Origin of the sequence: Enterococcus massiliensis (assembly GCF_001050095.1) — a bacterium.
GTDB lineage: Bacteria > Bacillota > Bacilli > Lactobacillales > Enterococcaceae > Enterococcus_C > Enterococcus_C songbeiensis.
Genome location: NZ_CVRN01000007.1, coordinates 784,419 through 798,429, shown reverse-complemented (window position 1 = coordinate 798,429; position 14,011 = coordinate 784,419). Strand labels below are relative to the sequence as shown.

Below are 14,011 nucleotides of genomic sequence, written 5' to 3'. Positions count from 1 at the left end.
GTTTGTCATGAAAAAAATTTAACTTTTTCGATTGATTTTTGAGAGAAAAAAAAGAAGATACCCACTGAAAGCGAGTATCTTCTTGAAAATTTCAGAAATCAATCGGTTTCGATCAAACCATATTTGCCGTCTTTCCGACGATAAACGATGCTGGTACCATTTGTTTCCGCATCTTCAAAAATGAAGAAGTTATGTCCCAACATGTTCATTTGCAATACAGCTTCTTCACTGTCCATTGGTTTTAGAGAAAGACGTTTTGTACGTACGATATCTAATTCTGATCCGTTTTCTTCACCAGGCTCCTCATTAAAGATTGCCGTGGCTGCTGCTGTATCAGGTAATCCTGTTTCACGAGACTTGCGATTGATTTTTGTTTTGAACTTGCGAATTTGGCGTTCTAACTTATCAACGACCAAGTCAACACTCGCATATAGGTCAGGCGAAGTTTCTTCTGCCCGTAAAACCAAATAAGGAAGTGGGATCGTTACTTCTACTTTCGCCGTTTTTTCTGTATAAACTTTCAGGTTCACATGTGCTGTTGCATTAGGTACATCATTAAAGTAACGTTCTAATTTCCCAACTTTTTTTTCGACATAGTCGCGAATAGCATCTGTAACTTCAATATTTTCGCCGCGTACATTGTATCTAAACATAACAATTGCCCCTTTCATCTACCAATAAAAGAAGGAGAAAGGACCACTCTTTTTTCCTTCTTCTTACCTTTATTATATCGAACTCTAATGCTTTTGCAAACTTAAACGCTAACAAATTCATCGAATTTTAAGTCCCGTTATTTTATCGAGCAAAAGAGAATGTTCGAACGAGCTTTGCATCAGCTTTTATCAAGACCTCTGCACCATGAAAAAGCGTTCGACCAGTGGTATAGACGTCATCTACCAACAAAATTTGTTTATTTTTGACTTCTTCCATCGGGACCGCCAACTCATAAGGCTGCTCCATTGCTAGCCGTTCCTGGCGATTTTTTTGTGCCTGAGGTTTTGTATCCACCTTTCGTTGAAGAAAGGCATAACGGGAAATCCCGGCAGCTTCCAACACTCCCTCCACTTGGTTAAATCCCCGTTGAGCAAACCGCTTGGAAGATAACGGAATGCCACAAATCAAAAAGTCGGAATAGCCGCCTAATTCTTTTTTAACTTCTTTTGCGATTACTTGTCGCAGGCGATAATCCCCTAAAAATTTATAGGCATGCAGCCAGTCTTGAAAACCTGAATCATAGTGATACATGGCTCGATGTGCAAAATCATAGTTGCTGTATTTTTTTCGCCAATAGTCGCAATCATTGCAACGAAAATTCGGCGAAACAACTGGCTTCATACACGTTGGACAAGTTCCTTCTCTTGAAAGTTTCGCTAATTTTTTTTGACAGACTAAACAGCATTCTCCTTTAAGCTGCCATGGAAAAAATAGTTCTGTCAGCAATAAATTGCGAATAATCGTTTTTTGACACCACAGACACTTCATGTTTCCAGCCATTTCTTAGCAAGCAGATTCATTTCACGAATTTCTTTGCATGCGTTACGAATGCTTCGGGTTTGCTGATCATAGAAAAATAAAACTTCCCCTTGATTAAACTCTCCTTTACGATCGACTCTACCGGCGATTTGGACCAACGCTGATTTGCTGAAAACCGGATGATTGGCGCCTATTACGATGACGGAAACATCCGCAAAAGTCACTCCTCGCTCTAAAATCGTGGTACAAAGCAAGACATCATACGCTTCTTCCCGCATTTGCTGCACCTTCTCTAATCGCTGCTCATCTTCTGCAGAAACTGCCTGAATTTGGTAGTCCGATAAGATTTTTTGCAGTGGTATGACAAGAGCCTTCATCCATTCAATTTTCGGGCAAAAAATGAGCACCCGATTCTTTTTTCGCAAGTTTTTCACAACTTGTGCCAATCGTTTTAACTTGCCAAGAGACTGGGGCAATCTCTCCCATTGATGAAACCAGATCAGTTTCGGTTCAATCAATGGACGTTGATGAAAGCGCAAAGGCAGTTTTTCTACAGAAAATGTTTCACTGACTTCTTTTACTAATTTTTCAGAAGGTGTCGCAGTCAAATAAATGCGGCACCCGTCTTTTTTGGCCGCCTGCTTACTGGCAAAATAAAGGCGCGAATCCCCTTCATAGGGAAAGGCATCAATTTCATCGATAATCAATAAATCAAATACTTGATAAAAGTGAAGCAATTGGTGGGTCGTCGCCACCAAAAAAGCAGTATCTCGATAGTCTTCTTCCGCAGCTCCATAACTCAACAAAATATCCTCTTGCGGAAAAGCTTCCTTAAATCGTGGAAACAACTCCCGACAAACATCGATTCGTGGCGAAACTACTGCTACCCGCCCGCCAGTTTTTAAAGCACTGTAAATCACCGGAAACAGCATCTCGGTTTTCCCCGCCCCTGTTACTGCCCACACCATGGTTCCTGCTCTCTTTTCAAATTGCTGTTGCAACTTATCGGCAACTCGTTGCTGATACACCGTCAATTGTCCTTGCCATCCCCAAAAAATAGCACGATCTTCCCTTTCAATTTTGAGTGTTGGTGTAAAAAGAACGGCATCGCTAGTAATACGCCCAAATTCGATACAGGCGGGACAATAATAAACACCGTTTGGCAGCTGCAACTGGTCTTTTTTTTCTTGCGACCCGCAACGCATACAACAGATTTCCCCCTTCCTTTCAATCATTGCCTCTCGAAAGGTTCCTTCTGTATCTGCTAAAGCTGTTTTTATTATGATTTGTTGTCGTCCCGTCCACTTCATGTCTTTTTCCCTCCCTTAAAAGGAAGTACGAAAATGTCTGCTTATTTTTTTTCAAAAAAAATAGAAGCCGAAATTCGGCTTCGGCTTCTATTACTAGCTGCTTATTTTTCGTCGATTAATGTCAACGCTTGTTTCAATACTTTTTCGCCATTCATCATGCCGTAATCTGCCATGTTGATGACATCCATTGGAATACCTTTTGGTGCCAAACGTTTTTCGAAATCACCCTTCATAAAACGAACTTGAGGGCCTAAAAGTAAAACGTCTACATCTTTCTTTTCAAGATTATTGTCAGCATCAGAAGCTGCGACCGCAAAGATATCTGCTTCCAAACCGTCTGCTTCCGCCGCTTTTTGCATTTTTGTTACTAACAGACTGGTACTCATACCAGCTGAACAAACTAACATAATTGTTTTTTTAGCCATGATTATTCTCTCCTTCTACAAATAAAGGAATAATTTTCAATATTGTTATCCCTGTATCTTATTATAAAACAACTGCTCATTTTGTCAACGCTTTCCACTTTATTGAAGATTAATGGAGCAGCCAACTGGATTTAACCAATTTATTAAACACAACGTACTCTTTTTCCAAGTTGATATGAACGACCTCATATCCGGCATTCAGCCAGGCATAGGCGCCTTGCTCCGGATGCTTGTGGTCATTGGCCCACCAATCGGTTTGCTGCCGTGCCGATCGAGGCAGACCTGTAGAAGGAAACAGCAATTCATCAAATTGTGTAAAGGTCAGGGTGACCTGTGAACCACCATTCTTTTTTAAATAATGTGTGATCACATCATATTTTTTTCTGCGTTTGCCCATTTCCTTCACCCCTCTTTTATTATCACCATTTTTTGAAAATTATGCAACCGCTAGCTTAGTTGCAACTTGTCTTTTCTTTCACTATACTGAAAGAAAAAAGGAGAACTCCATGCTGGCTACTTATCTTACTATCAAAGAAGACGGACAAGCAGAAACAGAAATTAAAAAATCTCGTTTCATCTGTTCGCTAAAACGAGTACAAACAGAAGAAGAAGCAAAAGAATTCATTCAAGCAATCAAAAAAGAACATTGGAAAGCCAACCATAATTGCAGCGCATTTTTGTTAGGAGAAAAAAATGAGATTCAACGCAGCAGTGATGATGGTGAACCCAGCGGTACTGCCGGAATTCCCATGCTTGAGGTCTTGAAAAAAAACAACTTGATCAACGTGGCGGCAGTCGTCACCCGTTACTTTGGCGGGACAAAATTGGGGGCCGGGGGCTTGATCCGTGCATATTCTCATGCGGTTTCTAACGGTCTGGAAAAAATCGGCATCGTTCAGGGAAAATTGCAGCAGGAAGTTTTGGTAACCATCCCTTATCCATTGGTAGGAAAACTGCAACACTTTCTTGAAACCCAAAAAATTTCGGTGAAGGATACCATTTTCGCCACTGATGTTACAATGACCTGCATGATTGATGAAGAGCAGCAAACCCTTTTTATCCAGCAAGTAAATGATTTGTTAAACGGCAAAGGTCAATTTGACAAAGGAGCCGTCAGCTATGTAGAAGAGCCCATCTAAAAAAAGAACTAGAAAGCACATGTTCCTAGTTCTTTCCTCTTATCTTTCTAAATAAAATTCAAAACGATTGCCGACATATTGGGTCCGCACATATTCAAAAGGTTGACCATCTTGCAAATAGGAGATCTGGCGCATTCGTAAAATGGCATCTCCTCGTTTGATTTGTAAATATTCTGCAATTTGCTCAGAAGCCAACATTGCTGAGACCGTTTGATTTGCAGGACCAATCTTTTCCCCTTTTTCTTCCAACGTTTTATAAAAGGACTTGGTGATTTCTGATTTACTAAAATCATGGATCAGCTTTTCAGGGATACTGGCCACTTCAAAACAAATCGGAATATCATCGGCAAAACGAATTCGTTCCATTCGCAGAATACTTTCATTTTTTGTCAGATGAAGTTTTTCCAGCTCTGAAGAACTAGGCGCTGTCACAAAATACGATACCACTTTGCTTGAAGGTACCTTTCCTTGGGAGAGCATAATTTCAGTGAAGCTGGTGGTACCAGACATTTTTTCTTGAACTTTTTGGCGAGCGACATAGGTTCCTGAACCTATTTTTCGATCTAAAATTCCTTCATCAGCTAAAGTTTGGATTGCTTGCCGCAAGGTCATTCGACTAACACTAAATTGGATGGCCAGTTCCCGTTCGGAGGGCAGTCGATCACCGATTCCCCAGACCCCTTCTTCAATTTGTTTTTTGATTTGATCATGGATTTGGATATAAACTGGTAAACTATCAGACACGATAGACTCCTCCTTAATTCTTCTTATCGAACATTATAACTGGTATATACCTAACTTGGCAAATAGAAAATACAAAACAGGCTGTTTTCCACGAGAAAAACAGCCTGTTTTGCTATATCGTTACTTCTTGTTTTCGTTTTGGTACAGTTTATTGATGTACCGTTTGTTTCTTGATTGCTTTATTGGCTGTCGCCATCATCAACCGAATGCGGTTCAATTGATTGACGATGGAAACCCCGGGATCATAATCGATTGCGGCAATATTTGCCATTGGGTATTGGTGCCGTAATTCTTTAATCACGCCTTTTCCAACCACGTGATTTGGTAAACAGCCGAAGGGTTGCATACAAACGATATTGTTGACGTCATTCTTCAACAAATCGATCATTTCACCTGTTAGGAACCAACCTTCCCCCGTGTGGTTACCGATTGAAAGAATTTTTCCAGCATCCTCTGCCAATTGGTAGATGGAATGAATCCCTTCAAAGCGTTGGGATGCCCGTAAGGCCTTATCCATCGGTTTTTCAACAAATTCAATCACACGAATGGCAAATTCTGCCAATGTTTTGCTCTTCTTTGCCATGCCAAGATTTTCATATTTCCAAATTTGATTGTACAAAGAATAATTCATGAAGCCAATAATATCTGGCACCACCGCTTCAGCACCTTCTGATTCCAGTAAGCGCACGATATCATTGTTGGCAGTTGGTGAATATTTCACTAAGATTTCGCCTACAACACCGACTCGCGGCTTCACTTCATCAGACAATGGTACCGAATCAAAATCCGTCACGATTTTTTTCATGTTGCGATTAAACAGCGTCAACGAACCATTCCGAATATTTTTTTCAACTTTTTTCAGCCACTCTTGATGCATGCGATCAATTTGTCCTTCTTCCAATTCATAAGGACGTGTCCGATAAACGACACGTTCAAAGAGATCGCCGTATAAGAAAGCAACAACTAATCGTTTTAGCATCGGCAACGTGAACTTGAAGCCGGGATTTGATTCCACACCCTTGTTCCCCATCGAAACAGAAACCACCGGAACTTGACCAAACCCGGCATCTTTCAATGCCTTACGCAATAATGGAATGTAATTAGTTGCCCGACATCCGCCACCGGTTTGTGTCATCAGTACACTGGTATTGTTTAAATCATATTTTCCACTTTGTAGTGCTTCTACCAGTTGACCGATGGAGATAATTGCAGGATAGCAGGCATCATTGTTTACAAATTTCAAACCAACATTGATTGCTTCCCGATCTTCTGCCGGCAAACAAACCACATTGTACCCAGATGCCTTCAAGGCTGTATCTACCAGTCCTGATTGATGAATCGGACTTAACATTGGTAAAAGCAGTGTATGTTGTTTCCGCATTTCTTTGGTGAAAATGATTTTTTCCGGTTCTTCAAAACGTTTAACCGGCTCAAAATTCATTTTATCCCGCTCTTTTACTGCCGCTTTTAATGAACGCAAACGAATTCGGATTGCACCTAAATTCGAGCCTTCATCGATTTTCAATACGGTGTAAATTTTTCCATATTGCTCCATGATTTCTTCTACTTGATCCGTTGTCACTGCGTCTAGTCCACAACCGAAAGAATTCAGTTGAACCAGTTCCAGATTTTTTGATTTTGCAACTACTCTGGCTGCTGCATACAAACGAGAATGGTAGACCCACTGATTTACCACCCGCAGATTACCAACATCACCCAAATGAGAAATACTGTCTTCTGTCAATACATGGAATCCTTCTTGAGTAATAACTTCAGCAATACCATGATTGATTTCCGGGTCCAAATGATACGGACGGCCAGAAACCACGATTCCACGTTGATGGGTTTCCTGTAGCATCGCCAAGGTTTCTTCCCCTTTTTGCCGGACATCTTCTTTAAACCCTTCAAGTTCTTCGTACCCATGGTGCAATGCGGCTGTAATTTCTTCGTGAGTGATTCCTAAATCTTGGAAAGTTTGATACAGCACGTCAGCTACGGATGCTTCATTTGCCAAATTGATATAAGGACTGCGGTAATCAACTTTTCCCTCTCGAATGTCATCCACATTATTACGAATCACATCCGGATAACTTTGGACGATGGGACAATTAAAGTGATTATCGGCATTGGCTGATTCTTGTCGTTCAAAAATTACGCCTGGATAAAAAATCATTGGGATTCCTTGATCGATCAATGCTTGAATATGTCCATGGGTGATTTTTGCCGGATAGCAGGCCGTATCGCTTGGGATTGTCTCCATACCTTTTTCATACAAGCCTTTATTCGAACGTGGAGACAATTCTACCCGAAAACCTAAATCAGTAAAAAAAGTATGCCATAAAGGATAATTTTCATACATGTTCAAAACACGAGGTATCCCAACCGTTCCACGAGTTACTTCTTTTTTCCGTAAAGGACGATATTTGAATAATCGTTTGTATTTGTAATCCACTAAATTTACTTTGCGATCCTCTTTTTTGATTTTGATCCGTGCACCGCGTTCACAGCGATTGCCGGTGATAAACTGACGACCATCAGAAAAAATTGTCACGGTCAGCATGCAATTATTTTCGCAAAGCCCACAATGCGTAAATTCCTTTTCCGCAGTAAAAGCATCCAATTCTTCAAGAGAAAGCATGGTGCTTTCTTCGCCAATATCATAATTTTCCAAAGCGATCAATGCCGCACCATAAGCCCCCATCAATCCAGCAATCGATGGTCGAACGACTTGACGACCACTGATTTCTTCAAAAGCCCGCAGCACCGCTTCATTATAAAAGGTTCCGCCTTGGCAAACGATTTTTTCACCAAGTTCTTCGGGACGACGAATTTTAATAACTTTGTAGATAGCATTCTTGATGACTGAATAAGACAAACCCGCCGAGATATCCCCGACCGATGCTCCTTCTTTTTGAACTTGTTTTACTTTTGAATTCATAAAAACCGTACAACGAGAACCGAGATCTACCGGTGCTTTTGATTGTGTGGCGGCCAAAGCAAAATCCTTCACGTCATAATTCAATGATTTTGCAAATGTCTCGATAAAAGAACCACAACCGGAGGAACAGGCTTCATTTAATTGGATTGAAGACAAAACACCATCCTTGATGGTCATCGCCTTCATATCTTGCCCACCGATATCCAAAATAAAATCTACTCCCGGTTGAAAATGGTTTGCTGCCTTATAATGGGCCATGGTTTCCACTTCACCGATATCGACTTTCAACGCATTTTTGATTAAGTGTTCGCCATAACCGGTAACCGCCGTTTTGCCAATAAAAACATCTTCTGGTAATTGATGGTACAACTCTTTTAATACCCGAATCGTTGTTTCCAGCGGCTGCCCTTCGTTGTTTCCATAGAAAGAATACATAATGCGGCCGGATTCATCGACTAGGGTCACTTTTGTCGTCGTAGAACCGGCATCAATTCCAAGAAAAGCTGCCCCTTTATGTTGTGCCAATTCTTTTTCTTCCGGTGTTGCTTTAGCATGACGCGCACGAAATGCTGTCAATGCCTCCTCATCTGCAAAAAGTGGCGGCAACGTATCACTAGGTTTTAATTGCTGTTGATTCCCGGAATTTAACCGAGTCAATAAATCCGCCAGCGTGGTTGGTTCGGCTGTTTCTGCATAAAAAGCTGCACCCATCGCAACAAAAAGCTGCGGATTTTCTGGAAAAATTACATTTTCCGGCTGAATATCCAGCGTTTCGATAAATCGTTTTCGCAATTCTGACATGAAAAACAGCGGACCACCTAAAAATGCCACGTTGCCTTTGATTTTTCTACCGGCAGCTAATCCGGCAATCGTTTGGTTGACGACCGCTTGAAAAATACTCGCTGCAATATCTTCTTTGGCAGCTCCTTCATTGATCAGCGGCTGCACATCGGTTTTAGCAAACACGCCACAACGAGAAGCAATTGGATAAAGGGTTTGGTAACTTTTTGCCAGCTCATTCAACCCATTGGCATCTGTTTTTAACAGCACCGCCATTTGATCGATAAACGCCCCGGTTCCCCCGGCACAACTTCCATTCATTCGCTGTTCTAACGAGCCTTCAAAGAAGGTGATTTTCGCATCTTCTCCTCCCAGCTCAATCACACAATCGGTTTGAGGAATCACTTCTTCTACCGTACGTGTACAAGCGATTACTTCTTGGACAAACGGAATTTCCAAGACTTCTGCCAGACCAATTCCACCGGAACCTGTAATATTCATTGCAACGGAAGCATCGCCAATAATGGCTTGGGCTTCTTCTAAAATTTTTTTTGTCGCCGTTTTAACATCTGAAAAATGCCGTTCATATTTTGCAAAAATCGTTTGGTTTTGTTCATCAAGGATCACCAGTTTGACCGTAGTTGATCCCACATCGATACCTGCTCTTAATTTCATACGATTCATCCCTTTTCATAAAAAATCAAACACTTTGTTGATTATCTTACAAGTCGTTTGATATAATACTTATGTCTATTTTAAATAGAAGCAGTTGATTTTTCAATAAACAAAGGACTTTCAATTGTGAGATAAACAACAATTAACGATTGTTTGTCGGGTAAAAAGAGAGGAATTTCACAAATGGCTAAAAAAACCGATCTACGAGTCAAACGTACCAATAAGATGATCATTGAGGCCTTTATCAAACTGGTGGAAAAAAAAGGATATGAACAGGTAACAATCCAAGACATTGCTGACGAAGCAATGATTAATCGTGCAACTTTTTACGCCCACTACAAAGACAAGCCCGATTTATACGAAACGATTTTTGATTACGCAGTTACCGCCTTTTCCGCCATTCTTGATCCAACGGAATTAGTAAAAGGCAACCGCATTAAGCTAAAACAAATTGAATTTGTACTGACCAATATTTATTTGAGTATCCAAAAGAATCGTGCTTTTTACTTAACGATTATGGACGGGTCCTCCAATGAACTGCTGCGAAAAAAAATTGCAGATATTTTATACGATCAATACGCCCACGTCTTCGATCGCTTAAAAATTACCGAAAATGATATCGAAGTTCCCATGGATTTCATTATTGAATACATGACATCCATTTTTATCGGGACACTGCACTGGTGGTTGACCACCAGCTCAGATATGACACCAGACCATCTGGCAAAATTGGTTATTAAATTGGTAGGTAATGGTCATTTAACTGTTTTAGGTATCGAAATTGAGAAATAAAAAACTGTTTAGAAGCTGTCAAAACACAGCTTCTAAACAGTTTTTTATTTTAATGATTTTTTGACTGCCACTTGATGGTGTGGCGGGTCGGGCGTTGTCCGGAGATTTTTACTTTTGCTTTCTTGACATCCACTGCTACTTTGTATCGTTCCGTTTTCAACAAATCATAGACTTTTTCAGCCGCCTCAGTGATCGTTTCACTTAATTTCATTACCAAACACCTCCTCGCTTTACTACTAGCTTAGCTTATTGTCTTTTTTTCGGCAATTAAAAGAAAACCAGACGGATTTTTTTCGTCTGGTTTTTCCTAATTTTATTCTTTCACTCGCAAACAACGCATGGCGTTTAATACCGCTAGTAGTGTCACCCCTACATCAGCAAAAACCGCAGCACCCATTGAAGCAAAACCGATTGCCCCAAGAACTAACACGACTGCTTTGACCGCTAAAGCAAAGACAATATTTTGTTTGACGATCCGCAAGGTTTTTCTTGAAAGGCGAATGGCTGTTGCTAGTTTCGAAGGAGCGTCATTCATAATGACAACATCTGCCGCCTCGATTGCGGCATCACTGCCTAACCCCCCCATCGCAACACCAACATCTGCCGTTGCTAAAACCGGGGCATCATTGATTCCATCCCCAACAAAAGCAACATTTCCTTTTTCCTTCATGATTTCAGTTAAATGCGCAACCTTATCTTCTGGAAGCAATTCACTGAAAACGTGAGAAAGACCTAATTTTTTCCCAACATATTCGCCAATTCGATGGTTATCTCCGGTCAACATCACCGTATTTTTCACACCCGCCTGCCGCAAATCTTGAATTGCTTTGGCTGCATCTTCTTTAATTTGATCGGCAATGACCAAATACCCCACAAATTGTTGATCGATAGCGACGTAAATCGTTGTGCCGATTGCTTCGACTCTTGGCAGTTGAACATTTGAAAATAACTTTTCATTTCCAACTAGCAATTGTTTTCCATTGACGCTGGCTTGAATGCCTTGACCGGCAATTTCTTGAAGATTTACGGCTTTTGGCAAACTGAACTTGCTTGCCGCATCTACGATTGAACGAGCGATTGGGTGAGTCGAATATTGCTCAACCGCAGCAGTATAAGTCAAAAATTCATCCTCTGGCAAATTAGTTTCAATTTGTTGTAGAGCAAAACGACCTTCTGTCAATGTTCCTGTTTTATCAAAAACTACCGTTTCAACGGTTGCTAAAGTTTCCAAATAGTTACTGCCTTTAATCAGAATTCCCGCTTTGCTGGCACCGCCGATTCCACCAAAAAAGCTTAGGGGAACAGAAATCACCAATGCGCAAGGACAAGAAATGACTAAGAAAGTTAACGCCCGATACAACCATTCATGAAAATCTTGTTGAAAAAATACCGTTGGTAAAATCACAAGCAATGCAGCTAAACCTACAACAGCTGGAGTATAGTACCGGGCAAACTTTGTGATAAATTTTTCTGCCGGTGCTTTTTGACTGCTGGCATTTTCTACTAAGTCAAGAATTTTGCTAACCGTTGCTTCGGCAAAGGGTTTTGTAACTGTAATCGCCAACCGACCTTCTTGGTTGATGCTTCCACTTAAAATTTCTTGTTCCGGTTCTAAAAATTGCGGAACGGATTCTCCAGTTAATGCAGATGTATCCACGTAACCACTTCCTTCTGCAATAATCCCATCCAACGGCACTCGCTCGCCAGGATTGACTACCACTACAGAACCCACGACTACTTCTTCCGGTGAAACGATTTTTTCCCCCTCATCCGTACGAATACGCGCAGTGTCTGGACGCACGTCCATCAGCGCCTGCACATTTTTACGAGAACGATCCACCGCATAATCTTGGAAAAATTCACCGATTTGGTACAACCACATCACCGCGATGGCTTCCGGGTATTCACCGATTGCCAAAGCTCCAACCGTTGCCACAGTCATCAAAAAATTTTCATCAAAAATTTCCCCTTGAAAAATGTTTGAGACGGCCTTTTTAACAATATCTCCGCCAATCAAAAGGTACGTTAGGATAGATAGAATCGGTTGCCATAACCCCTTTGGTTGCAAAAGAACCAGACCGAAAAACAGTCCACCAGTTACTAGGATTCGCAGCAGCACCTGCCGAGATTCACCAGCTTCTTCTTGGTTCTGCTTTTTTTCTACCGGTCTAACAGTGACCTCTGGCTCTAATTTTTTTATAAGCTTTGTTGCTTCCTCTTCCACACTGTCACAGGTATCCTTTTCACAGGTAATAGACATTCTAGTGGTGGCAAAATCGACCGTTGCCTTTTCTACACCCGGCAATTTTGTAACTGCCTGTTCGATTTTTGCCGCACAACTGGCACAATCCAAGCCATCCAATGTATATTTCTTTTCCACTGAAAATTCCTCCCCTCACAAACATATGAATGCTCTTTCATTTTTAATTATAAATGATTGGTCATTCATATGTCAAGCGGATCTATTTCCTTTCAACCAATTTTTTACAAAAAAAGAAAACCAACAAGCTGTCAGTTTTCTTTGATTGTTATTCCGCTGAATCTGAGTGGTCATCCGAATCTTTTTTCCTTTTTTCTGTATCTTCTGTTTCATCCGATTCTTTTTGGTTTTTGTCTAAAACAGATTGGCGAAACTGGCGATTTCCTAGAAATTTTAACGTCCGCATCAACGGCTGCCGATTTTCTCCCACCAGACCGATCAACTCGATAAAAATCTCTAAACCAAAGGCCGTACTGATCAACAATAAAATCGTCGCCCAAGTGCTTGCATAATTCATCAACAACGCAATGAATGAAAAAACCAAAGCTAACGCATAAATTGTCAAAACTGCGCCGCGATGCGTAAAGCCCAGTGATAACAACCGATGATGCAGGTGCATTTTATCTGCCGAAGAAATCGGTTGTTTATTGAAGCGACGACGGATGATGGCATAAACCGTGTCTGTGATAGGCACACCCAAAATAAACATCGGTGTCAAAATGGTGATAAATGTCGCATTTTTTAACCCCTGTAAGGACAGAATCGAAATCATAAAGCCTAAAAACAGCGCCCCGGTGTCTCCCAGATAAATCGTTGCCGGATAAAAATTATAGGGAAAAAAGCCAATGATTGCAGCCACCAGAGAAAAAATGATGATGGCTAGAAAAACGCCTCTCGTTGGCAAAAAGAAGTAACTGATCAAGCCGATTGTGGTTAACCCGATAATTGAAATCCCCGCTGCCAAACCGTCTAATCCATCAATCAGATTCACTGCGTTGGTAATCGCCAGAATCCATAAAATTGTCACCGGTAAACTCAACCAGCCAAGATCAAATTGACCAAAGAAAGGTAAAGTAAAGGTGCTGATGCGAATATCTGCGACAAAGAAGGTTTCCAATGCCGCCAACAAGATTCCCAGCGTTTTTTGCATGGGAGAAAGTTCAAATACATCATCTAATAATCCGGTGATAACCACGATAGCCCCACCAAGCAGCATCGGCCAGACATAATGAAAAGCCAGCGTGTCATTGTACTCCCACAACAATGCGATACAAAAAGAAAGAAAGATACTCAACCCGCCTGCTGTCGGCATCGTCTTCGTATTGATTCTTCTTGCACCCGGTTTGTCGACTGCGCCGATTTGAAATGCCAGTAGTTTCACGATTGGCGTTAAAACCAGCGAAAGCAACATGGTTGTAAATAATCTAACGATAAAACGAAAAGTAAATCCCATTGAGCAAGCTCTCTTTCTAGAT

12 protein-coding genes are annotated in these 14,011 nt (G+C 41.1%); 2 read left to right on the top strand and 10 right to left on the bottom strand.

Translation table 11 applies throughout. The features are described from left to right. Positions 1–98 precede the first annotated feature (98 nt). The 5 genes from hpf to BN1875_RS11120 form a co-directional block, all read right to left on the bottom strand. Positions 99–653, bottom strand: a complete 555-nt coding sequence (gene hpf, locus BN1875_RS11140; protein WP_048604908.1) for a ribosome hibernation-promoting factor, HPF/YfiA family — start codon at positions 651–653, stop codon at positions 99–101. Between the two features lie 142 nt (positions 654–795). Beyond that, positions 796–1,482, bottom strand: a complete 687-nt coding sequence (locus BN1875_RS11135; RefSeq protein WP_048604907.1) for a ComF family protein — start codon at positions 1,480–1,482, stop codon at positions 796–798. After that, on the bottom strand, positions 1,479–2,783 hold the full coding sequence (locus BN1875_RS11130; protein ID WP_048604906.1) for an ATP-dependent helicase ComFA: 1,305 nt from the start codon (positions 2,781–2,783) through the stop codon (positions 1,479–1,481). Before BN1875_RS11130 ends, BN1875_RS11135 begins: the two co-directional genes overlap by 4 nt. 101 nt (positions 2,784–2,884) lie before the next feature. Beyond that, positions 2,885–3,208 (bottom strand): PTS sugar transporter subunit IIB, encoded by a 324-nt coding sequence (locus BN1875_RS11125; RefSeq protein ID WP_048604905.1) that lies wholly within the window; start codon positions 3,206–3,208, stop codon positions 2,885–2,887. Positions 3,209–3,317: 109 nt separating this feature from the next. Next, complete coding sequence (locus tag BN1875_RS11120) at positions 3,318–3,605, bottom strand: DUF7662 domain-containing protein (RefSeq protein WP_048604904.1); 288 nt, start codon at positions 3,603–3,605, stop codon at positions 3,318–3,320. A gap of 109 nt (positions 3,606–3,714) precedes the next feature. On the opposite strand from BN1875_RS11120, the gene BN1875_RS11115 reads away from it, so the two are divergent. Beyond that, complete coding sequence (locus BN1875_RS11115) at positions 3,715–4,347, top strand: YigZ family protein (RefSeq protein ID WP_048604903.1); 633 nt, start codon at positions 3,715–3,717, stop codon at positions 4,345–4,347. A 39-nt stretch (positions 4,348–4,386) separates the two neighbouring features. Here the strand turns inward: BN1875_RS11115 and BN1875_RS11110 are convergent, their stop codons facing one another. Both BN1875_RS11110 and BN1875_RS11105 read right to left on the bottom strand, forming a co-directional pair. Further along, positions 4,387–5,091, bottom strand: a complete 705-nt coding sequence (locus BN1875_RS11110) for a GntR family transcriptional regulator (protein WP_048604902.1) — start codon at positions 5,089–5,091, stop codon at positions 4,387–4,389. A gap of 148 nt (positions 5,092–5,239) precedes the next feature. Further along, positions 5,240–9,484 carry a 2-hydroxyacyl-CoA dehydratase gene (locus BN1875_RS11105; RefSeq protein WP_048604901.1) on the bottom strand — a complete coding sequence of 1,415 codons (4,245 nt, stop codon included), beginning with the start codon at positions 9,482–9,484 and terminating at the stop codon, positions 5,240–5,242. A gap of 183 nt (positions 9,485–9,667) precedes the next feature. Between BN1875_RS11105 and BN1875_RS11100 the strand changes: the two genes are divergently transcribed. Beyond that, positions 9,668–10,276 carry a TetR/AcrR family transcriptional regulator gene (locus BN1875_RS11100; RefSeq protein WP_048604900.1) on the top strand — a complete coding sequence of 203 codons (609 nt, stop codon included), beginning with the start codon at positions 9,668–9,670 and terminating at the stop codon, positions 10,274–10,276. Positions 10,277–10,325: 49 nt separating this feature from the next. On the opposite strand, the gene BN1875_RS13740 is transcribed toward BN1875_RS11100, so the two are convergent. The 3 genes from BN1875_RS13740 to BN1875_RS11090 all read right to left on the bottom strand — a co-directional run bounded on the left by BN1875_RS13740 (position 10,326) and on the right by BN1875_RS11090 (position 13,989). After that, positions 10,326–10,487, bottom strand: coding sequence for a hypothetical protein (locus BN1875_RS13740; RefSeq protein ID WP_171000785.1), 162 nt, complete (start codon positions 10,485–10,487; stop codon positions 10,326–10,328). 102 nt (positions 10,488–10,589) lie between these two features. Beyond that, positions 10,590–12,656 (bottom strand): heavy metal translocating P-type ATPase, encoded by a 2,067-nt coding sequence (locus BN1875_RS11095; protein WP_048604899.1) that lies wholly within the window; start codon positions 12,654–12,656, stop codon positions 10,590–10,592. Between the two features lie 148 nt (positions 12,657–12,804). After that, positions 12,805–13,989, bottom strand: a complete 1,185-nt coding sequence (locus BN1875_RS11090) for a glycosyltransferase family 4 protein (RefSeq protein ID WP_048604898.1) — start codon at positions 13,987–13,989, stop codon at positions 12,805–12,807. Between the last annotated feature and the right edge of the window lie 22 nt (positions 13,990–14,011).

Coding starts and splice junctions, on each gene's coding strand:
- BN1875_RS11130 (WP_048604906.1), bottom strand. CDS start 2,783: ATGAAGTGGACGGGACGACAACAAATCATAATAAAAACAGCTTTAGCA.
- BN1875_RS11105 (WP_048604901.1), bottom strand. CDS start 9,484: ATGAAATTAAGAGCAGGTATCGATGTGGGATCAACTACGGTCAAACTG.
- BN1875_RS11125 (WP_048604905.1), bottom strand. CDS start 3,208: ATGGCTAAAAAAACAATTATGTTAGTTTGTTCAGCTGGTATGAGTACC.
- BN1875_RS11090 (WP_048604898.1), bottom strand. CDS start 13,989: ATGGGATTTACTTTTCGTTTTATCGTTAGATTATTTACAACCATGTTG.
- BN1875_RS11135 (WP_048604907.1), bottom strand. CDS start 1,482: ATGAAGTGTCTGTGGTGTCAAAAAACGATTATTCGCAATTTATTGCTG.
- BN1875_RS11100 (WP_048604900.1), top strand. CDS start 9,668: ATGGCTAAAAAAACCGATCTACGAGTCAAACGTACCAATAAGATGATC.
- BN1875_RS11120 (WP_048604904.1), bottom strand. CDS start 3,605: ATGGGCAAACGCAGAAAAAAATATGATGTGATCACACATTATTTAAAA.
- BN1875_RS11115 (WP_048604903.1), top strand. CDS start 3,715: ATGCTGGCTACTTATCTTACTATCAAAGAAGACGGACAAGCAGAAACA.
- BN1875_RS13740 (WP_171000785.1), bottom strand. CDS start 10,487: ATGAAATTAAGTGAAACGATCACTGAGGCGGCTGAAAAAGTCTATGAT.
- hpf (WP_048604908.1), bottom strand. CDS start 653: ATGTTTAGATACAATGTACGCGGCGAAAATATTGAAGTTACAGATGCT.